This window comes from Entomohabitans teleogrylli (assembly GCF_001484765.1).
Taxonomy (GTDB): domain Bacteria; phylum Pseudomonadota; class Gammaproteobacteria; order Enterobacterales; family Enterobacteriaceae; genus Entomohabitans; species Entomohabitans teleogrylli.
In genome coordinates, this window is the sequence record NZ_KQ947377.1 from 24,921 (window position 1) to 45,881 (window position 20,961).

Below are 20,961 nucleotides of genomic sequence, written 5' to 3' on the forward strand. Positions count from 1 at the left end.
ATGTAAGTAAAAACCATATTCAGGTAAAATGAATAAAAATAACCAGGTTGTTCTGGAATAGTGAAAATGGATATTGCAGATCTCAGAATGCTTATCGCCGTGGTTGATAACGGCAGCATTACCGGCGCAGCCCGGACGCTTAACCGGGTGCCTTCCGGCGTCACTACCCGATTGTTGCAACTGGAAGCGACGCTCGGCGTCGCGCTTTTCCTGCGTGAAAAGCGGCGTCTGGTGGTGACGCCCAAAGGACGCCTGATGTATCAACACGCCCGGCGCATTCTGGAAATGATGCGCGAAGCCGAACAGCAGGTCACCAGCGCGGAGCCCGCCGGGAAGCTGCGCATCGGCGCCATGGAAAGTACCGCCGCCGTCAGGCTGCCCGAGCCGCTGGCCAGACTTCACCAGCGTTATCCAGGCCTCGCCCTGGAATTGACCACCGGCACCAGCCGCTGGCTTTATGAACAACTACTGGATAATCAACTGGACGCTATTTTCGCCGCGGATATCGGCAGCGACGAGATAACCGGACGAGCGGTAGCGTTTGAGGAGCAACTGGTGCTGATTGCGCCTGCCGCTCATCCACCGGTGCGCGATCCTCACGATATCGCCGGCAAGACGCTGCTGACTTTTCGGGAAGGCTGTTCCTACCGGACACGGTTTATCGGCTGGTTTCAGTCCGGTCATCTGGAACCGGGAAACATTGTCGATCTGGCCTCTTACCATGCGATTATGGGCGGTGTGGCCGCCGGCATGGGGGTGGGGATTGTCCCGGCGGCGGTACTGGCGCTGTTCCCGGATAAGCGCACGTTATCGGTACATGCGCTGCCGCCGACAACCGGCGACGTCACCACTGAGATTATCTGGCGCAACGGCATGGGCCAGGCAAATATTCTGGCGTTGCAGGCGTGCCTGCGCCCCGACTCATCCTGAATGGCTATCAGCTCCGGCGGCGTCTGTCCGGGCGCCTTCCGGTACGACGCTCACCGCGCGGCTGAAAATAGCGATCAGCGGTTGCAGATCGCCCATCGCCCCCTGCTGGTTGGCCGCCCGCCAACCATCCACATCAATATCCCGCCAGTCAATACTGTATCCGGCATGAACCGCCAGTTGTTCAAAAAAGACGCGCTGGGCGCGACCGGAGCCGATGCGGAATGGGTGCAACACATTGATCTCACAATAATAGTGAGCCAGCCGTTCGACAAATATCTGGTGCGCCAGACCGACCAGATACCCCTCCTCTTCAAGGGCGCGCATCAGGGCATTGCCCTCTTTTTCGATATATTCGAAATGGCAAAAACGTGTATCGCCGCGGTAAATATCCACCTCACGCAGCTTCCCGGCCCAATCGTAAAGATCCTGAAAGAGTTGATGATGGATTTCGCACAGATACGGCAGGCCGCGCGCCTGCGGCCCCAAAGGCAGCGTCGCGGCGCGCAGGGCGCTAAGTTCAGCCTCCGCGGCGGCGAGGCGGTGCGCTTCGCGGATATTCAGGCGGTTACGCAGTACCTGAATACCGGACCAGTAGTAGGGATCGCGCCCGGCGCCGAATTTATCGCTCATAGTGCCTCCTCAGTTCGGCAATACGGGCTACGGCCTGTTCGCCGGAAAGCGCGATCGGTGGCGCATCAATACCTTCCAGACGCTGGCTGGCCTGGTAGTTGCGACTGCGGCAGGATTCCCAGAAATGCTGTTTTTGTCTGTCTGTCAGCGCGTTCATTCAGCCTCCTTCAGTACCGGACAGTATTGCCACAAGTATAAGCAGCAATCGCCGGATGCGCCGGAAAGAGGCCTGGCAGGAGCGGGCAGCCAGGAGCACCCGCGCGATCAATCAGGGGAGAACTTTTGCGGAGAGGATAACCACGGGTTTAGACGGTACATTCTGATACGGGCCGACATCATGGGTCGGCACCTGGGCTATCTTATCCGCCACATCCAGCCCTTTCACCACTTTACCGAACACCGCATAGCCGAAATCACGCTGGCCATGGTCGAGGAAGGCATTATCGGCAATATTGATAAAAAACTGGCTGGTAGCGCTGTCTTTGTCCGCGGTGCGCGCCATAGAGATGGTGCCGCGCTTGTTGAGCAAACCATTATCCGCTTCATTCTTGATTGGCGCATTGGTTACCTTCTGATTCATATCCGCGGTAAAACCGCCGCCCTGAATCATAAAGCCCGGAATCACCCGGTGAAAGGTGGTGTTGTTATAGAAACCGTTGTTCACATAATCGACGAAGTTTTTCACTGTCACCGGCGCCTTCTGGCTGTCCAGTTCCAGTTCAATGTTTCCTGCAGAGGTCGTCAACAGAACGCGCGGATCGCCATTTGCGGCCAGCGCAGCCGGAGACATTGCGGAACAAGCAAGTACAGCTACTACAGCCGCCAGAGTCGATTTGAACATGGGGATTTCCTTTATAAAGCTATCATTAAGGCAAGAGCCATGATTCTAAAGAGCGATGGCGCAACGTGCCACACCTTTACCTGTATTTACGTAACCAAAATACTACCTGCCGCCAGCGGAATGGCTCAGTAAGATTATCCATGCGTGATGATAATCATAAAAATATGAGCAACTCTTATATATAAATTCATAAAATATTTAATTCGATCACATTAATCTCTACAATCTGGCCGCCTCCTGCGCAGTCAGTGCGCGTTACTTTTCTATTCACAGGCCAGCTATGACCAACAGCAATCGTATCAGGCTCACATGGATCAGTTTTTTCGCTTACGCGCTCACCGGCGCGCTAGTGATTGTCACCGGGATGGTGATGGGGAACATCGCAGACGACTTTCATCTGCCCGTCTCCAGCATGAGCAACACTTTCACCTTTTTAAACGCCGGTATCCTGATCTCTATCTTCCTGAACGCCTGGCTGATGGAAATTGTGCCGCTGAAAACCCAGTTGCGCTTTGGCTTTATACTGATGATTATCGCCGTGGCCGGACTGATGTTCAGCCACAGCCTGGCGCTGTTTTCCCTGATGATGTTCATTCTCGGGCTGGTGAGCGGCATTACCATGTCGATCGGCACATTTCTGGTCACTCACCTGTATCACGGTCGCCAGCGCGGCTCACGCCTGCTGTTTACCGATTCGTTTTTCAGTATGGCCGGCATGATTTTCCCGATGGTGGCCGCCTTCCTGCTGGCCCGCAGCATTAGCTGGTACTGGGTATATGCCTGTATCGGACTGGTCTATATCGCTATCTTCCTGCTGACCATCGGCTGCGATTTCCCGGTACTGGGCAAACAGGCCCATGCCAGCGATCAGCCGGCGGCCAAAGAAAAATGGGGTCCTGGCGTGCTGTTTTTATCCATCGCCGCCCTGTGCTACATCCTCGGGCAACTGGGTTTTATCTCCTGGGTACCGGAATACGCCAAAGGGCTCGGCATGAGTCTCAATGACGCCGGTAAGCTGGTCAGCGATTTCTGGATGTCTTACATGCTCGGGATGTGGGCCTTCAGCTTTATCCTGCGCTACTTCGATCTGCAGCGCATTCTGACGGCGCTGGCCGCCATGGCGGCAGTGCTGATGTACGGCTTTATCAACGCCGATATCGGGCATATGGCGTGGTTTATACTGGCGCTGGGCTTTTTCTCAAGCGCCATTTATACCTCGATCATTACCCTCGGTTCCCAGCAAACCCGCGTCGCGTCGCCGAAGCTGGTCAATTTCGTTCTGACCTGCGGCACTATCGGCACCATGCTGACTTTCGTGGTGACCGGGCCTATCGTCGCTCATAGCGGTCCGCAGGCGGCATTATTTACCGCCAACGGTCTGTACGGCGTAGTCGTTGTGATGTGCCTGGCGCTGGGCTTTGTCTCCCGACATCGCCAGCACGCCGCGCCATAACCCGCCGCGCTCCCGGCATTTACTGCGCGGAGCGCGTAAAATCAATCTCCTCACCGCCCCGATCGGTCATCACCCAGGTTTGCGCCAGTTGGGTGGTGGCGATCACTCTCCCCTGGCGAATCGACCAGCGTACCGGCACCTGGCGGCGCAGCGCTTCAAAACCGTTCTCTGCCGGCAGAATAATCAGATTCGCCGTATTGCCGGTGGCGATGCCGTAATCTTTCACGCCCAGCGCGCGGGCGCTGTTGGACGAGATCAGCGTTAACCCGTCATCAATCTGCGGATAGCCCATCATCTGGCATACGTGCAACCCCATATGCAGCACTTGCAACATATTCGCGGTACCGAGGGGATACCAGGGGTCGAAGACATCGTCATGGCCGAAGCAGACATTAATGCCCGCCTCCAGCAGCTCTTTCACCCGGGTAACGCCGCGCCGCTTCGGGTAATCGTCAAAACGCCCCTGCAGATGAATATTCACCAGCGGATTCGCGACAAAATGAATACCGGACAGTTTCAATAACCGGAACAGTCGCGAGGTATAGGCGCCGTTGTAGGAGTGCATCGCGGTGGTATGGCTGGCGGTCACCCGATCGCCAATGCCGTCGCGGTGCGCCAGCGCGGCAACGGTCTCGATAAAGCGCGATTGCTCGTCATCGATCTCATCGCAGTGAATATCCAGCGAACGGTCATAGCGTTTAGCCAGTGTGAAAGCCTTGTGAAGCGATTCAACACCGTATTCGCGGGTAAACTCAAAATGCGGTATCGCCCCCACCACATCCGCTCCCAGCTTCAGCGCTTCTTCCAGCAGGGCCTCGCCATTGGGATACGACAAAATGCCCTCCTGGGGGAACGCCACCAGTTGGAGGTCAATCCACGGCGCCACTTCGCGTTTCACTTCCAGCATCGCCTTCAGGGCCGTGAGCGTCGGGTCAGAGACATCGACATGGCTGCGCACATACTGGATCCCATTGGCGATTTGCCATTTCAGGGTCTGCCAGGCGCGGTTTTTCACATCCTCATGACTCAGCAGCGCCTTACGCTCCGCCCAGCGCTCAATCCCTTCAAACAATGTCCCGGAATGGTTCCAGTGCGGCTGACCGGCGGTCTGGGTAGTGTCGAGATGGATGTGAGGCTCGACAAATGGCGCTACCGCCAGCCCGCCGCGCGCATTCAGGACTTCATAGCTCTCCGCGCGCATCTCCCCCATTGGCGTAATCTCACCGAAGCGCCCTTTATCGATAGCCAGTTGCCACAGCCCTTCTCTGCCTGGTAAACGCACATTCTGAATCAGCCACAGCGCCGTTGTCGTCATCACCACACCCTCATGATTGGTTCCCTGCCCAGAGTGATAGCATAGCTGGCGCCGCAATACTGCGTTTTTTGTCGTCAACACCCCGATTCGCGAAACCCCATCGTTTTCCATCACTTACAAAAACCACACAAAATCAATGATATACCACTTAAGGGGTATATAAAGCCGCATTTGATTTGCATCAATAATCGCCATTGCTGAATCGTTAAGGTAAGCGATAAAAGATCAGAAATTGAGGCAATAATGAGCAAAACCAGACTCGCTATTATTGGTAACGGCATGGTCGGGCACCGCTTTATCGAAGAGCTTATTGATAAAGCGGAACCGGGTCAGTTCGATATCACCGTCTTCTGCGAAGAGCCGCGCATCGCCTACGATCGGGTTCATCTCTCCTCTTATTTTTCCCACCACACCGCAGAAGAACTTTCGCTGGTACGCGAAGGGTACTATCAGAAGCACGGCGTCACCGTGCTAATCGGGGAGCGCGCCATCACCATCAATCGCCAGGAGAAAGTGATCCATTCCAGCGCCGGACGCACCGTGTTCTATGACAAACTGATCATGGCCACCGGGTCGTACCCGTGGATCCCGCCTATCAAAGGGGCCGAGACTCAGGATTGCTTCGTTTACCGCACAATTGAAGATCTCAACGCCATTGAAGCCTGCGCCCGACGCAGCAAGCGCGGCGCCGTGGTCGGCGGCGGCCTGCTGGGGCTCGAAGCGGCCGGGGCGCTGAAAAATCTCGGCGTGGAAACTCACGTTATCGAATTCGCGCCGATGCTGATGGCCGAACAGCTCGATCAGATGGGCGGCGATCAGCTGCGCCGGAAAATTGAACGGATGGGCGTGAAAGTACACACCAGTAAGAACACCCAGGAAATTGTCCAGCAGGGCACGGATGGGCGTAAAACCATGCGCTTTGCCGACGGCAGCGAGCTGGAAATCGATTTTATCGTCTTCTCTACCGGTATCCGCCCTCAGGATAAACTGGCCCGCCAGTGCGATCTGGCCGTGGCTCAACGCGGCGGTATTGTCATTAACGACTGCTGCCAGACCTCCGACCCGGATATCTACGCCATCGGCGAATGCGCCAGCTGGAATAGCCGTACCTTCGGCCTGGTGGCGCCGGGCTACAAAATGGCGCAGGTGACAGTAGACCACCTGCTGGGCAATGAGAACCGCTTCCAGGGCGCCGATATGAGCGCCAAACTCAAACTGCTGGGGGTGGATGTCGGCGGTATTGGCGACGCGCACGGCCGCGCGCCGGGCTGCCGCAGCTACGTCTGGCTCGATGAAAACAAAGAAGTCTACAAACGGCTGATCGTCAGCGCCGATAATAAAACGCTGCTCGGCGCGGTACTGGTGGGCGATACCAGCGACTTCGGCAACCTGCTGCAACTGATGCTGAACGCCATTGAACTGCCGGAAAACCCGGATTCGCTGATCCTGCCGGCCCACGCCAGCGGCGGTAAACCGGCCATCGGAGTGGATAAACTGCCGGACAGCGCCCAGATTTGCTCCTGTTTTGACGTCACCAAAGGCCACCTGATTGCCGCCATCAACCAAGGCTGCCACACCGTCGCGGCGCTGAAAGCGGAAACCAAAGCCGGTACCGGCTGTGGCGGCTGTATTCCGCTGGTCACCCAGGTGCTGAATGCCGAACTGGCCAAACAGGGTATCGAGGTGGACAACAACCTGTGCGAACACTTTGCGTTCTCCCGCCAGGAGTTGTATCACCTGATTCGCGTGGAAGGGATTAAAACCTTTGAAGAACTACTGGCGAAATACGGCAAAGGATACGGCTGCGAAGTCTGTAAGCCGACCGTAGGTTCGCTGCTGGCCTCCTGCTGGAATGAATACGTTCTACAACCTCAGCATACGCCGCTGCAGGATACCAACGACAACTTCCTGGCCAATATTCAGAAAGACGGTACCTACTCGGTGATCCCGCGTTCTGCGGGCGGCGAGATCACCCCGGAAGGGCTGATGGCCGTGGGCCGTATCGCCCGCGAATTTAATCTGTATACCAAAATCACCGGCTCCCAGCGTATCGGCCTGTTTGGGGCGCAAAAAGACGATCTGCCGGCAATCTGGCGCCAGTTGATCGCCGCCGGTTTCGAAACCGGGCACGCTTACGCGAAGGCGCTGCGCATGGCGAAAACCTGCGTCGGCAGTACCTGGTGCCGCTACGGCGTGGGCGACAGCGTCGGCTTCGGCGTGGAGCTGGAAAACCGCTATAAAGGCATTCGCACACCGCACAAAATGAAATTTGGCGTCTCCGGCTGCACCCGCGAATGCGCCGAAGCCCAGGGGAAAGATGTCGGCATCATCGCCACCGAAAAAGGCTGGAACCTGTACGTGTGCGGCAACGGCGGTATGAAGCCGCGCCACGCCGACCTGCTGGCGGCAGACCTCGACAGCGATACCCTGGTCCGCTACCTCGACCGTTTCATGATGTTCTATATCCGCACCGGCGACAAACTGCAGCGCACCTCTGTCTGGCTGGAAAATCTCGACGGGGGCATCGACTACCTGAAGAGCGTTATCATTGACGACAAACTGGGACTCAACTCGCAGCTGGAAGCCGAAATGAAGCGCCTGCGCGACGCGGTTATCTGCGAATGGAGCGCAACGGTCAACAATCCGCAGGCTCAGACCCGCTTCCGGCACTTTATCAACAGCCCGCTGCGCGACCCCAATGTTCAGGTGGTAGCGGAACGCCAGCAGCATCGCCCGGCCACCCCATATGAACGTATCCCGGTAATGCTTGTGGAGGAAACCGTATGAGCCAGTGGATCACCGTTTGCCATATCGACGACATTGTGCCTGCTACCGGCGTCTGCGCGCTGATAGACGAACACCAGGTGGCGGTCTTCCGTCCCTGGCACGACCAGCGCGTCTACGCCATCAGCAATATCGATCCGTTTTTTGACGCCAGCGTACTCTCCCGAGGACTTATCGCCGAACACCAGGGCGAGCTATGGGTCGCCAGCCCGCTGAAGAAACAGCGCTTCCGGTTGCGCGACGGGGTGTGCATGGAAGATGAAAGCCGCTCCGTCGCCCACTTTGCAGCGCGGGTTCAGGACGGCCAGGTCCAGGTCAGACGCTAACGCTCTCGCCCGCTTCCGGATGCGGAGCGGGTCTGCGGTCAATCACAGTGACGGCGCCAGGCAGCCCTGAAAATACAGGCCGGTAAAAATGCGCCGCACCGAATAATAATTTCTCTCTATTTTTAAAAGGATAATCAATGTTTACCGACACCATTAATAAGTGTGCGGCGAATGCTGCGCGCATCGCGCGTCTCAGCGCCAACCATCCTCTCAGCTTCTGGGTCAGCTCCGCCATGGCCGGCGCCTACGTCGGACTGGGCATTATTTTGATTTTTACTCTCGGCAACCTGCTGGACCCCGCCGTCAGACCGCTGGTCATGGGCGCCACTTTCGGTATCGCCCTGACGCTGGTGATCATTGCCGGCTCCGAGCTATTTACCGGCCATACCATGTTCCTGACCCTGGGGGTTAAAGCCGGCACCATCAGCCACAACCAGATGTGGCGCATCCTGCCGCAAACCTGGGTCGGTAATCTGCTCGGTTCAGTATGCGTCGCCCTGCTGTACCACTGGGGCGGCGGCAGCTTGCTGCCTGCGGACAACAGCATCGTGCACAGTGTGGCGCTGGCGAAAACCTCCGCGCCAGCCATGGCGCTGTTTTTTAAAGGTATCCTGTGCAACTGGCTGGTATGCCTGGCTATCTGGATGGCGCTACGCAGTGAAGGGGCGGCGAAATTCCTCGCTATCTGGTGGTGTCTGCTGGCCTTTATCGCGTCCGGCTACGAGCATTCCGTCGCCAACATGACCCTGTTCGCCCTCTCCTGGTTCGGCAACCACAGCGAAGCCTATACCCTCTCCGGCATTGGCCATAACCTGCTGTGGGTAACATTAGGAAATAGTGTGTCTGGCGCCATATTCATGGGTTTGGGTTACTGGTATGCTACCCCTCGCGCCGAGCGTCCGCAGGTTAACGCGACGGTCGGCGAGCAATCACCGGCTAACTAACCTGAGGAAATACCGTGGATCATCTGCCGATATTTTGCCAGCTACAAGGACGTGACTGCCTGCTGGTTGGCGGTGGCGATGTCGCCGAACGTAAGGCCCGACTGCTGCTGGACGCCGGCGCCCGACTGACCGTCAACGCACTGGCCTTCAGCCCCCAGTTCCAGGTCTGGGCACAGGAGCAGATGTTGACGCTGGTCCACGGTAATTTTGACGAAACGCTGCTCGACACCTGCTGGCTGGCCATCGCCGCCACTGACGACGACGCCGTCAACCAGCAGGTCAGCGCCGCCGCCGAGGCGCGGCGGATTTTCTGTAACGTGGTAGACGCCCCACGTCAGGCCAGTTTCATCATGCCTTCGATTATTGACCGTTCTCCACTGATGGTGGCGGTCTCCTCCGGCGGTACCTCTCCGGTGCTGGCGCGCCTGCTGCGCGAAAAGCTGGAATCAGTACTACCGCAACATCTCGGACAGGTCGCCAGCTACGCCGGAAAATTGCGCCAGCGGGTGAAAAGCGCTTTCGCCACCATTGGCGAGCGACGTCGTTTCTGGGAAAAATTCTTTGTTAACGATCGGCTGGCCCAGTCGCTGGCCAATCAGGACATCGCGGCCGTTGAACGCATCACTGAAACCCTGCTCAGCGAACCTCTCGATCACCGCGGCGAAGTGGTGCTGGTAGGCGCCGGCCCCGGTGACGCCGGGCTGCTGACCCTTAAAGGATTGCAGCAAATCCAGCAGGCCGATGTCGTGGTATATGACCGACTGGTTTCCGACGAGATTATGAATCTGGTGCGCCGCGATGCCGATCGGGTGTTTGTCGGCAAACGCGCCGGTTACCACTGCGTGCCTCAGGAAGAGATCAACCAGATCCTGCTGCGTGAAGCGCAGCGCGGCAAACGGGTGGTGCGCCTGAAAGGCGGCGATCCGTTTATCTTTGGCCGCGGCGGCGAGGAGCTGGAAACCCTGTGCCACGCCGGTATCCCCTTTTCCGTGGTGCCGGGTATTACCGCAGCTTCCGGTTGTTCCGCCTATTCCGGCATTCCGCTGACCCATCGCGATTACGCCCAGAGCGTCCGTCTGGTTACTGGCCACCTGAAAACCGGCGGCGAACTGGACTGGGAAAACCTGGCGGCGGAAAAACAGACCCTGGTGTTTTATATGGGACTTAATCAGGCGACCAATATTCAGCACAACCTGGTCGCATTTGGCATGTCCGGCGATATGCCGGTCGCGCTGGTGGAAAACGGCACCGCGGTGAAACAGCGGGTCGTCGCGGGTACCCTGAGTCAGTTATCCGAACTGGCTCAGCAGGTGGAAAGTCCGGCGCTGATTATCGTTGGCCGGGTCGTGGCGTTACGCGACAAACTCAACTGGTTTTCCAGCCACTAAAAGCACAAACCCCGGTACCGACCGGGGTTTGATATGGATGACCAATCTCACCTTATTGTCGAACGTGCGGATATCACCGATAACCAACAAGGAAAAGCAATCTATTGATTTTCAGTTGATAACCACAAAAGAGGAAAAACCACGCTTTTTCCTCTTTTGTCAGCCGTCCGAAACCCCGGCAGGTACCAGGGTTTGTCGTTCATCGCCAGTCAGATTCAGGGTTTGGCGACAAACCCAATCGCTTCATAGACTTTCTTCAGCGTGGCGGACGCACGTTCACTGGCTTTCGCCGCGCCGTCGCGCATGACCTGCTGCAGGAAAGCCTCATCATTGCGATAGCGATGGTAGCGCTCCTGCAGCTCACCCAGCATACCGGCAACCGCCTCCGCGACTTCGCCCTTCAGATGACCATACATCTTGCCTTCGAAGTGCTGCTCCAGTTGCGCAATGCTCTGGCCGGTCACGCCGGAAAGAATATCCAGCAGGTTTGACACCCCGGCTTTATTGGCCAGATCGTAACGCACTACCGGCGGCTCATCGGAGTCCGTCACCGCGCGTTTGATTTTCTTGATGACCGACTTCGGCTCTTCCAGCAGACCGATAACGTTATTGCGGTTATCATCGGATTTGGACATCTTTTTGGTCGGCTCGAGCAGCGACATAACCCGCGCGCCGGATTTCGGGATAAACGGCTCAGGGACTTTGAACACATCGCCGTAGATAGCGTTAAAGCGCTGGGCAACATCGCGACTCAGTTCCAGATGCTGTTTCTGATCTTCGCCGACCGGCACCTGGTTGGTCTGATACAGCAGAATATCCGCCGCCATCAGCACCGGATAATCAAACAGCCCGGCGTTAATGTTTTCCGCATAGCGAGCGGACTTGTCCTTGAACTGGGTCATCCGACTCAGTTCGCCAAAGTAGGTGTAGCAGTTCAGTACCCAGCTCAGTTGCGCGTGCTCCGGCACATGGGACTGAACGAAAATGGTGCTCTTCTGCGGATCGATACCGCAGGCCAGGTACAGCGCCAGAGTATCCAGCGTCGCTTTACGCAACTGCTGCGCATCCTGGCGTACAGTAATGGCGTGCTGATCGACGATACAGTAGATGCAGTGGTAATCATCCTGCATGTTCACCCACTGACGCAGCGCTCCCATATAGTTACCGATGGTCAGTTCCCCTGACGGCTGCGCGCCGCTAAAAACGATGGGCTTAGTCATTTTTCTCTTCCTGATGTTCACTGTAAGGGAGCCCGAGCGCGGGCAGCAGATCCCTGAACCGATCGAACACATAGTCCGGCTGACTGAGTGCTATCGATTCACCGTAGTTGTAGCCATAAGTCAGGCCGACGGAGCAAAAGCCGGCAGCCCGGGCGGCCAGAATATCATTACGGGAATCCCCGACAAAAAGCATTTGCTCCGGGGACAATCCAAACTGGTTCTTCACCAGAAGCAGCGCTTCCGGATCCGGTTTCTTGTTCTGCACATCATCGCCGCCGATGATGACATCAAAATAATCAATGATGTTGAGGGACGACAGTATCGGGCGCACGAAGGGCGTCGGCTTGTTGGTCACCAGCCCCAGCGGCAGGCCCTGCTCGCGCAGCGCCGCCAGCGTCTCTCTAACCTCAGGAAACAGAAAGCTTCCTTCCTCAACCGCCTGAGCATAGTAGCGGTCGAACAGCCGACGCATCATCAGTCGCTGTTCGGCCTCGGGTATGTCGTGCCGTGCCGCAGGCGTTTTACCGGACAGCGCCTGCTGAGCGGCTTTCTCTTCAATCGCCCACGCCAGCGCGCGCTCCATCAACACATCGGCGCCATTGCCAATCCAGGTGGTAACCCGGGCCTCGCCGGCCTGGGGCAATTCCAGGGCATACAGCGCCAGATCCACGGCCTGCGTCAGCCCGGGGGCGCTGTCCACCAGCGTCCCATCGAGATCGAACGCCACGCCGCGAATACGTTCTAACTTATCCATGACGTACCTTTGCTAACTCACTGCGCATCTCATCAACCACTTTCTTATAATCCGGCTGGCCGAAAATGGCCGAACCGGCGACAAACATGTCGGCGCCGGCGGCGGCGATCTCGCCAATGTTGTTGGCTTTGACGCCGCCATCCACTTCCAGACGAATGTCGTAGCCGGATTCATCAATACACTGGCGCACCTGACGCAGTTTTTCCAGGGTATGGGGAATAAAGCTCTGCCCGCCAAAGCCTGGATTCACCGACATCAACAGAATGATGTCCAGCTTGTCCATCACATGGTCAAGATAGCTGAGCGGCGTTGCCGGATTGAGCACCAGCCCCGCTTTACAGCCGTGTTCTTTAATCAGTTGCAGCGAACGATCGACGTGCTCAGACGCCTCCGGATGAAAGGTAATGAAGCTGGCCCCGGCGGCGGCAAAATCAGGAATAATGCGATCCACCGGCTTGACCATCAAATGGACATCGATCGGCGCGGTAATCCCGTAGTCGCGCAGGGATTTCAGCACCATCGGGCCAATGGTCAGGTTCGGCACATAGTGGTTATCCATCACGTCAAAATGGACAACATCGGCGCCAGCCGCCAGCGCCCGCGCGGTATCTTCGCCAAGGCGGGCAAAATCCGCCGAAAGAATGGAAGGGGCAATCAAATACTGTTTCATCCGTCTCTCCAGGTGAGGGTTTCACTCAATGGCGGATACAGCGGCCCGGACGTCATACAGGGCCAACAGTTCATCCACCTTGTTGCGCGCGCCGCCATTGCTGCTGATGTTACGCCGCACGCGCACCTCGTGTAACATCGCCTGTTGATACCACGCCCGGGTCAGTTCCGTGGCATGGTTGGAAATCAGTACCGGTACTCCCTGCGACTGCAACCGCTCGGCCAGCTCAGCCAGGTGCTGCTGCTGCCGCATGCTGAAGCTGTTGGTGTGATAGGCGGTAAAATTCGCCGTAGCCGACAGCGGGGCATAGGGTGGATCGCAATACACCACACAGCCCGCCCGGGCAGCTGACATACTGATATCATAAGACTGACAAAGGAACGTCGCATGTTTCGCCCGCTCGGCGAATTGACGCAGTTCATCTTCAGGAAAATAGGGTTTCCGGTAGCGGCCGAACGGCACATTAAATTCGCCGCGCAAATTGTACCGGCATAGCCCGTTATAACCATGGCGATTGAGATACAAAAATAATACCGCGCGCTGGAACGGATCCTTGCTGGTATTGAAGGCATACCGTAACTGATAATAGGCCTCGGCGCGGTTATGTTCTTCGCTGAACAGATCGCGCGCCGCGCTGACATATTCATCGGTGCGATCTTTGACGATATTGTACAAATTGATCAGATCGCTGTTAATATCGGCAAGAATATAATGTGAATAATCGGTGTTCAAAAACACCGATCCTGCCCCAACGAAGGGCTCAATCAAACAATCTCCCGACGGCAAATGCTGCCGGATCTCCTCAAGCAGGGGGTACTTCCCCCCTGCCCATTTCAAAAAAGCGCGATTTTTTTTCATGCTGCCGATTATTTACCACCTGCTCCAGCTGTGGGGAAAACTCCAACAGCATTGTGCGCTTTGACTCATTGCTTAAGATCGGACTGAACCTGATGAATTGGTTTCGCCCAGGGGTTTTTCGCCTGAACATCCGCTGGCAGCGTCGCGACGGCGCGTTTGGCCTCATCACGCGAAGCGTAAATACCGCTGACCAGCACATACCATGGCTTACCATTGCGCTGCGTCTGGTACACCACATAGTTCTGCAGACTGGATTTCTTCGCCCAGGCATTCAGGTTGTCGTAATTGGAAGAACTGCTGAGCTGGAGCGTATAGCTACTGCCCGACGCCGATTTCATCGCGCCGACATTTCCGGTGGAAACCGCCGCGCTACTCGCTGTCGCCGCAGGCGCCGTTGTGGTCGCCGTGCTGCTGGCGGCTTTCGGCGCGGTGGACGAGGTACTGGTTGCCGCAGGGGTTCTCACCGCCGTCGTATTTTCCGGACGCTTCGCCGTCGCTGCCGGTTTTTGTTCCGGAGTAGCGGCTTTCGCCGTCGCCTGCGGCCGGGACTGAGTCGCCTGCGTCTTACGCGGTTCTACTTCAATGGTGGTTCTCTGACGTTCGCGCGGTGCGACGGTGGACGCAGTGGACTCAGTGCGCGCTGGCTGGCGCCCCTGCGCTGCTCCTCCCAGCGTAGACGATACCGTGGCTGGCTGAGTCGGCAGCGTTGTGGTGCCGCCAGTCGCCGCATCTATCTGCCCCTCTTGCTGGGTCAGGGCGGTATTCAGATCGCCCTGAACCTCAACGCGCTGCTGGCCTTGTGGGGTAACCTGAGCCTGCCCCTGCGTCGGCGTAGAGGAGATCGGCGGCAGAGATACATCCTGAGGCGCCGCGTTCTGCTGCTGTTCGCCAGACGCCGGCTGCGCAGAGGCCGTTGCGCTGCCGCTGGTAGAAAGATCAATATCTTTCGGGCCGCTCTGGCTGGCGGTATCAGAAGACGGAGGCGGCGAATTCAGGGCCGAACCGATGCCGATAATCAACAGCAACAGAACCAGAATCCCGACGCCCATCATCAGATGCTGACGGGAAACCGGCCCTTTGCCTGCCAGCGCCTTGTTACGCTGGCGGGGACGACGCTCTGCGGCTTGCGCCGCCATTTCGTCATCCGTTTCGTATTCATCATATTCCTCTTCACGCCCACTGCGGCGGGATCGTGAAGCGCGACGCTCGTCATACTCATCATCAACATCGATATCATCAACGTTGATGCGGGGCTCGCGATCCGCCTCAGAAGCATTGTTGCGCGAGCGAACGGGACGACGATCGCTGGGATCGGGTTTCAGTTCGTCTTCCGGTTTAAAATCATCCATTTGACACCCCACTCATCGGCGCATGCCTGTAGCGCACTACACCCGAAGTTAAAAACCGCCGGTAAAACGGCGGCAGATTGTTCTAATAATGACCTTTACTGGCAATCTGCAATAGCGCTCAGTACCACATCATGCGCCACTCCCCCGCGCACTTCACTTTTCCCTATTGCTAACGGCAATACCAGACGCAGGTCTCCAGCCAGCACTTTTTTATCGCGCAGCATATGCGGCAGATATGCCTGCGGCGCCATACCCTGCGGGCCGGTCACCGGCAATCCGGCGCGCGTCAGCAGCGCCATTACCCGCTGAACGTCCGCTTCGCTGAACTGCCCGAGACGTTGAGCGGTACGCGCCGCCATGACCATGCCCGCCGCCACGGCTTCGCCATGCAACCAGTTCCCATAGCCCATCTCGGCTTCAATCGCATGTCCGAAGGTATGGCCCAGATTCAGTAAAGCACGTAACCCGGTTTCTCGCTCGTCAGCCGCCACAACCTCGGCTTTTATTTCACAGCAGCGGCGAATACAGTAGGCCATGGCTTTTTCATCCAGCGCCAGCAGGGCGTCCAGATGTTCTTCCAGCCACAGGAAAAATTCACCGTCCAGAATAATGCCGTATTTAATAACTTCCGCCAGACCAGAGGCCAGTTCGCGACGTGGCAAGGTCTGCAGACAGTTCAGATCAACGACCACACTGGCGGGCTGCCAGAAAGCGCCAATCATATTTTTGCCCAGCGGATGGTTAACGGCGGTTTTTCCGCCCACAGAGGAGTCGACCTGCGAGAGTAGAGTGGTGGGTACCTGAACAAAGCGCACGCCGCGCTGATAACAGGCTGCGGCAAATCCGGTTAAATCGCCGATAACGCCGCCGCCCAGCGCGATAAGCGTGGTATCCCGCCCGTGCGGTTTTTCCAGCAGGGCAGTAAACACGGTATCCAGCACAGACAGGCTTTTATACTGTTCTCCATCCGGCAGCACGACATGGTCCACTCTGACGCCCGCCTGCTCCAGAACCCGACGTACCGGCTCCAGATAAAGCGCGGCCAGCGTTTCGTTGGTCACCAGCATAGCCTGATCGCCGGCCTGCAGCGGCCAGAAAGATGCCGCATCGCTAAACAGCCCGGCGGCAATGGTGATGGGGTAACTACGTTCCCCCAGCGTGACGTTTAACCTTTCCATGACGCTCAGCCCCTTTATATCTGCGCCTGCAGGCAGGCGTAACCCGCTATTAAACCAGAGTTAGTTGTTTTCCAGCATGTGAATAATCTGGTTCGCGACAACCTTAGCGCTTTGATCGTCGGTACGGATGGTCACATCGGCGATTTCTTCATACAGCGGATTTCGTTCACCGGCCAGCGCTTCCAGAACTTCGCGCGGCGGAGAATCCACCTGAAGTAAGGGACGTTTTTTATCGCGCTGAGTACGGGCCAGCTGTTTCTCGATAGTCGTTTCAAGATATACGACCACGCCGCGGGCGGAGAGACGATTGCGGGTTTCACGGGATTTGACAGAGCCGCCGCCTGTTGCCAGCACAATACCCTGTTTTTCCGTGAGTTCATTGATAATTTTTTCTTCACGCTCGCGGAAGCCTTCTTCGCCTTCTACGTCGAAGACCCAACCCACATCAGCTCCGGTGCGCTTTTCGATCTCTTGATCGGAATCGTAAAACTCCATGTTGAGCTGCTGCGCTAACTGACGCCCAATAGTGCTTTTGCCGGCACCCATGGGCCCAACCAGAAAGATATTGCGTTTCTCTGCCATTTTTTCGGTACTACTAAGACAATTCGTTGATGATAAACCTGGTTCGCCAGCTTACGGTGGCGCACAGGACATGAACTGAAACCTCATATGCGATAGTGCGAGAGTCAGACTGAAAATTATCTCAACACTCAAGGCTGTTTGGCAACCGAATAAATTACCGCTCCCCTTACCGCTGAAAGGAAGAGCCGTATGTCGATCCCCTGCCATCGCCGTATTTTGCATCACTGCCTTATGGCGCTGCAAATCGGTACTCCTTGTATGCTAATTCACTGCTGCCGTCAAACAGATGCGCGATTTTTCTCGCAAAAAGGCGACCCGCGGAGAAACCTTCGGCAACGAAAATTTATTTCGTCGCCAGCAGACGAGGAGTGATAAATACTACCAGTTCATGGCGTTCCTGCTCTTTTCCGCGATGGCGAAATAAATGCCCCAACAGCGGAACGGAAGAAAGTACCGGAACCCGGTCCTCTGCACGACGCTGTTTGTGGCGAAATATCCCGCCCAGCGCGATAGTTTCACCGTCCTGCACTTCAACCTGGGTTTCTATCTCCTGTTTATCTATCGCCAGCACTTCACCATCGCCCTGCTGCAGTTTCTGCCCTGGCATATTCTGGCTGATACGTAATTTCAACTGGACGCGCCCCCGGGACAACACCGTGGGCGTCACCTCCATTCCCAATACCGCCTCTTTAAATTCCACCGAAGTGGCGCCGCTCTCGCCGCTGGACACCTGATAGGGAATTTCACTGCCCTGTTTAATGCTCGCCGGCTGGCGATGAGACGCCAGCAAGCGCGGGCTGGCAATGATGTCCACTTTGTTCTGTTGCTCAAGCGCGGAAAGTTCCAGAGAGAGAAAACGCCCGTCAATCCGCCCGATGTTAAACCCCACCTGGGTACTGGCATTGCCGACAGAGAGATCCGCCGAAACGCCGGTTGGGCGTAAAAGCTTACCCTGCCCCTCCGCCGGCCCGGCGGCAGCCCACTTAATCCCCAGCTCGCGCAGGCTGTTACTGGCGATCGTTACAATATGGGCTGAAAGCTCGACCTGGCCAACCGGAATGTCCATCTCCGCTACCCACTGTTTTACTTCCCGGAGCCTGTCGGCCGTGTCGAGAATCAGTAGCCGGTTGGTCCGGCGGTCCGCCACTACGCTGCCTCTGGCGCTCATCCCCGGGTGGCCTGTGGCTTTTAGCTGTTCGGCCAATTCCGCGACATCCGCATAGTGGATGACCAGGCTTTCGCTGCGCAGAGGAGCCTGCTGCAAACGGGCCTGGCGCTCCTGCGCGCGCTGCTGCTCCTGCTGATGTCGCCAGCCGCCGGGGGTAACGAACAGCACATTACCCTCCTTACGCCACTCCAGACCGGCGCTGTGCGCCACGATATTCATCGCCTGGCGCCACGGTACATTATTCAGGCTCAGGGAGATGTTGCCTTTTATCTCCGGCGCAGCCACCAGGTTTTGCCGCTGATGACCGGCCAGCGCCTGTAGCACCTGAGCGACCGGCGCCTCATCCACCACCAGCGAGACCGGGCTATTTTGCCGGGCCGCCGCGCTGTGGCTTAACAACAGGGCTGCTATTACAACCCACAGCATCCTTGCCATTGACTCCTCCTTTTATTCCCCGTGGCCAACGCCACGACGGACACCGGGCCGGTCCGGACAGTACCAGACACTGTGCCGTCACTTGTTCCACCCGCCAGCCATCAATAATCACCGCACCAGCGCTGACCCGCCGCCAGCCGGTTTCTCTGGTTCTGATGAATCCCGTAACACCGCGCTCGCCAACCAGCGCCCCGGCATAAAACGGTTCCGCCAGCGTCGGCCGACAGGGATCTGCCGCCGGGCGAAATGGATCCCGTAGCGCTGCCGGAGAAACGCTCAGCCATAAAATAACTAACCCCACCGCCCCTCTGAATCTCATCCTGGCACCTCCGCCAACTGGAGCGCCAGACGTAGTTTTTCTTCATGAGGCGCCAGAGAAAAGGTCAGCCGCGACGGCGCAAACCGCGCAAGCGCCGCAAACAGCCCGGGAACTTGCTCCCACTCCAGGTCGATCAGCAGTTCGGCTTCATTACCAGAAGGTTTCCAGCTCACCAGTTGCCCACCCGCCAGCTGCACAAAGGCCAGTACATTAAAAGCCGGACTGACCGACTGCTGTCTGGCGATTTCGGTTCTGGCCGCCACGGCTTCAGGCAATGGCAACGCCAGCAACTGCCGCCGCCCGGCGTCCAGAGTCTGCATTTGCGCAGCAACGGCGCGCTCCTGCTCCCCAATCTGCGATCGAAGAGGACGCACGCCCCACCACTCCCCACACACCCCGACGACCAGCGCTGGCACCAGAACGCCCCCCGCCAACCTGAGTCGTTCATGTCGGTTCATAACGCCGCTCCGCGGCGCAGCCTGAGACGCCATAACCATTTTCCGGACGCCTCACGTTGCAGCGTCTCCAGACTGACGTGGTTGTAGCCCAGCCGTCCGAGCGCGGTCTCAAGTATCAGGATCGAGGAATCCGACGCACCCAGACCGGTAAGTATCAATTGCTGCTCGCTGGCGGACAGCGTCGTCAGCCAGACATCGGCCGGCATCTGCTGCGCCAGTTGGGTAAGTTCGCCCTGCCAGCGGTTTACCGCATCACGGGCGGCCTGCTGACGCTCAGCCTGCCGCTCCAGCGACTTGAGCTGTTCCACTTCCCTGGCGCGCTGCGCTATCGCGTTGCCGTAACCCTGCCGGAGATGCTGATAATGCATCATCATGCTCTCCTGCTGGCGTAGCGCCAGCGACCATCCGGCCCAGCGCTGCCAAAGCACCAGCGCCACAACAACCAGCAGCGCCGCTCCTGCCGCGCCGGTTTGCCGATAGCGCGCCTGACGCCGGCTGGCGCGCCAGGGCAGCAAATTAACCAGCGAACTCATCCCGCGATACTCCCAATCGCCAGGCCAATGGCGACAGCAAAATCGCCGCCACGGGTAGGCAGCGGCGGCTGGAGTTGTGCGAACACACACCAGGGATCGAAACGGTTCACCGCCGCCGCTGTGGGTTCCCGGTCACACAGCCAGATATCTCCGTCGCTGCAGCCCAGGCGCTGGCACAGATCGGCCAGCGTCGGGCAATGTTGCCGCTCATACATACCCCAGCGCTCTGCGCCGGCCCACAGCCACTGGTGCGCGGTCGCATAAACCAGCCAGGGAGCCGGCGACTGCGCCAGCCACGGCAAAAAACTTTGCAGCGCGCAGGCGTCCGGAACCATCGCTTCAGGGCGCAGATGGAGTGACGAAAGGGTGTTTTGTAGAGATGTTATTTCTGATTTTCGCCCACCAGTGACGTCGATCACACCGACCTCGCCGACGCGCGGCGCGTAGTCCCAGTACAGCGGTTCAGCGACAATCTGTAGCTGCTGTATCGCCGACTGTGCCACATAGCCGCCAAGCTGCGCTTCGTTCAGGCTGCGCGGCGGCGCGGCGACCTGGCGCTGCAGGGTACGCCCAGCGGGAAATGACACCCGTAACCGATGGCGATAAGGCAATAACTTATGCCAGCCGGCGAGGCCACGTCGCAGCCGTTCCGCCGGCGCCAGCGACTGCGCGTCAGCGCCGCATCCCACCAGCGGAATCTGCCACCAGCGGCGCAGTTGCCACCCCTGGCGACAGCGCACCACCCCCACAGCGAAAATGTTATCTGACTGAATATCCAGCCCTATTTGCCAGTTGCCTGTTATCATGACGGACGACCTCCCTGCCC

Annotated in this window: 22 protein-coding genes; 6 read left to right on the top strand and 16 right to left on the bottom strand. The window is 57.7% G+C overall.

The genetic code is table 11. The annotated features are described in order from the left end of the window. Positions 1 to 66 precede the first annotated feature (66 nt). A complete protein-coding gene (locus AQ981_RS03385; RefSeq protein ID WP_058910359.1) occupies positions 67 to 930 on the top strand; it encodes a LysR family transcriptional regulator in 864 nt (287 codons plus the stop codon). Here the strand turns inward: AQ981_RS03385 and AQ981_RS03390 are convergent. The 3 genes from AQ981_RS03390 to ppiA all read right to left on the bottom strand — a co-directional run bounded on the left by AQ981_RS03390 (position 922) and on the right by ppiA (position 2,401). Further along, positions 922 to 1,560, bottom strand: a complete 639-nt coding sequence (locus AQ981_RS03390) for a putative adenosine monophosphate-protein transferase Fic (protein ID WP_058910360.1) — start codon at positions 1,558 to 1,560, stop codon at positions 922 to 924. The genes AQ981_RS03385 and AQ981_RS03390 overlap by 9 nt on opposite strands. Further along, entirely contained in the window at positions 1,550 to 1,717 is a 168-nt protein-coding gene (locus AQ981_RS25670; RefSeq protein WP_071608794.1) for a YhfG family protein, read from the bottom strand. The genes AQ981_RS03390 and AQ981_RS25670 overlap by 11 nt, the downstream gene beginning before the upstream one ends. 111 nt (positions 1,718 to 1,828) lie before the next feature. Further along, on the bottom strand, positions 1,829 to 2,401 hold the full coding sequence (ppiA, locus tag AQ981_RS03395) for a peptidylprolyl isomerase A (RefSeq protein WP_058910361.1): 573 nt from the start codon (positions 2,399 to 2,401) through the stop codon (positions 1,829 to 1,831). Between the two features lie 280 nt (positions 2,402 to 2,681). Here ppiA and tsgA point away from each other — a divergent pair, with 280 nt between their 5' ends. Then, positions 2,682 to 3,854, top strand: coding sequence for an MFS transporter TsgA (gene tsgA / locus AQ981_RS03400; RefSeq protein WP_058910362.1), 1,173 nt, complete (start codon positions 2,682 to 2,684; stop codon positions 3,852 to 3,854). 19 nt (positions 3,855 to 3,873) lie between these two features. Here the strand turns inward: tsgA and AQ981_RS03405 are convergent, their stop codons facing one another. Next, positions 3,874 to 5,169, bottom strand: a complete 1,296-nt coding sequence (locus tag AQ981_RS03405) for a cytosine deaminase (protein ID WP_058910363.1) — start codon at positions 5,167 to 5,169, stop codon at positions 3,874 to 3,876. A 243-nt stretch (positions 5,170 to 5,412) separates the two neighbouring features. Here AQ981_RS03405 and nirB point away from each other — a divergent pair, with 243 nt between their 5' ends. The 4 genes from nirB to cysG all read left to right on the top strand — a co-directional run bounded on the left by nirB (position 5,413) and on the right by cysG (position 10,611). Beyond that, positions 5,413 to 7,956 carry a nitrite reductase large subunit NirB gene (nirB, locus tag AQ981_RS03410; RefSeq protein WP_058910364.1) on the top strand — a complete coding sequence of 848 codons (2,544 nt, stop codon included), beginning with the start codon at positions 5,413 to 5,415 and terminating at the stop codon, positions 7,954 to 7,956. Further along, positions 7,953 to 8,279, top strand: coding sequence for a nitrite reductase small subunit NirD (gene nirD / locus AQ981_RS03415; protein ID WP_058910365.1), 327 nt, complete (start codon positions 7,953 to 7,955; stop codon positions 8,277 to 8,279). The genes nirB and nirD overlap by 4 nt, the downstream gene beginning before the upstream one ends. Positions 8,280 to 8,416: 137 nt before the next feature. Continuing rightward, entirely contained in the window at positions 8,417 to 9,223 is an 807-nt protein-coding gene (gene nirC / locus AQ981_RS03420) for a nitrite transporter NirC (protein WP_058910366.1), read from the top strand. Between the two features lie 14 nt (positions 9,224 to 9,237). Continuing rightward, positions 9,238 to 10,611, top strand: a complete 1,374-nt coding sequence (gene cysG / locus AQ981_RS03425) for a siroheme synthase CysG (RefSeq protein WP_058910367.1) — start codon at positions 9,238 to 9,240, stop codon at positions 10,609 to 10,611. Between the two features lie 215 nt (positions 10,612 to 10,826). Here the strand turns inward: cysG and trpS are convergent, their stop codons facing one another. The 12 genes from trpS to AQ981_RS03480 all read right to left on the bottom strand — a co-directional run bounded on the left by trpS (position 10,827) and on the right by AQ981_RS03480 (position 20,941). Further along, positions 10,827 to 11,831: a tryptophan--tRNA ligase gene (trpS, locus tag AQ981_RS03430; RefSeq protein WP_058910368.1), complete on the bottom strand. Its 1,005-nt coding sequence runs from the start codon at positions 11,829 to 11,831 to the stop codon at positions 10,827 to 10,829. Next, positions 11,824 to 12,585 carry a phosphoglycolate phosphatase gene (gene gph / locus AQ981_RS03435; RefSeq protein WP_058910369.1) on the bottom strand — a complete coding sequence of 254 codons (762 nt, stop codon included), beginning with the start codon at positions 12,583 to 12,585 and terminating at the stop codon, positions 11,824 to 11,826. Before gph ends, trpS begins: the two co-directional genes overlap by 8 nt. Further along, positions 12,578 to 13,255, bottom strand: coding sequence for a ribulose-phosphate 3-epimerase (rpe, locus tag AQ981_RS03440; protein WP_058910370.1), 678 nt, complete (start codon positions 13,253 to 13,255; stop codon positions 12,578 to 12,580). The genes gph and rpe overlap by 8 nt, the downstream gene beginning before the upstream one ends. A gap of 21 nt (positions 13,256 to 13,276) precedes the next feature. Beyond that, a complete protein-coding gene (gene dam, locus AQ981_RS03445; RefSeq protein ID WP_058910371.1) occupies positions 13,277 to 14,113 on the bottom strand; it encodes an adenine-specific DNA-methyltransferase in 837 nt (278 codons plus the stop codon). Positions 14,114 to 14,178: 65 nt separating this feature from the next. Next, a complete protein-coding gene (gene damX, locus AQ981_RS03450; protein WP_058910372.1) occupies positions 14,179 to 15,462 on the bottom strand; it encodes a cell division protein DamX in 1,284 nt (427 codons plus the stop codon). Between the two features lie 95 nt (positions 15,463 to 15,557). Next, positions 15,558 to 16,640, bottom strand: coding sequence for a 3-dehydroquinate synthase (gene aroB, locus AQ981_RS03455; RefSeq protein ID WP_058910373.1), 1,083 nt, complete (start codon positions 16,638 to 16,640; stop codon positions 15,558 to 15,560). A gap of 60 nt (positions 16,641 to 16,700) precedes the next feature. After that, positions 16,701 to 17,222 (bottom strand): shikimate kinase AroK, encoded by a 522-nt coding sequence (gene aroK / locus AQ981_RS03460; RefSeq protein WP_058910374.1) that lies wholly within the window; start codon positions 17,220 to 17,222, stop codon positions 16,701 to 16,703. 343 nt (positions 17,223 to 17,565) lie between these two features. Further along, positions 17,566 to 18,816 carry a DNA uptake porin HofQ gene (hofQ, locus tag AQ981_RS03465; RefSeq protein ID WP_058910375.1) on the bottom strand — a complete coding sequence of 417 codons (1,251 nt, stop codon included), beginning with the start codon at positions 18,814 to 18,816 and terminating at the stop codon, positions 17,566 to 17,568. Then, positions 18,755 to 19,144, bottom strand: a complete 390-nt coding sequence (locus tag AQ981_RS25680; protein WP_071608795.1) for a HofP DNA utilization family protein — start codon at positions 19,142 to 19,144, stop codon at positions 18,755 to 18,757. Before AQ981_RS25680 ends, hofQ begins: the two co-directional genes overlap by 62 nt. After that, entirely contained in the window at positions 19,141 to 19,602 is a 462-nt protein-coding gene (locus AQ981_RS03470) for a HofO family protein (protein ID WP_154675897.1), read from the bottom strand. Before AQ981_RS03470 ends, AQ981_RS25680 begins: the two co-directional genes overlap by 4 nt. After that, on the bottom strand, positions 19,599 to 20,135 hold the full coding sequence (locus AQ981_RS03475) for a PilN domain-containing protein (RefSeq protein WP_058910377.1): 537 nt from the start codon (positions 20,133 to 20,135) through the stop codon (positions 19,599 to 19,601). Before AQ981_RS03475 ends, AQ981_RS03470 begins: the two co-directional genes overlap by 4 nt. Next, positions 20,132 to 20,941: a hypothetical protein gene (locus AQ981_RS03480; RefSeq protein WP_058910378.1), complete on the bottom strand. Its 810-nt coding sequence runs from the start codon at positions 20,939 to 20,941 to the stop codon at positions 20,132 to 20,134. Before AQ981_RS03480 ends, AQ981_RS03475 begins: the two co-directional genes overlap by 4 nt. Positions 20,942 to 20,961 lie beyond the last annotated feature (20 nt).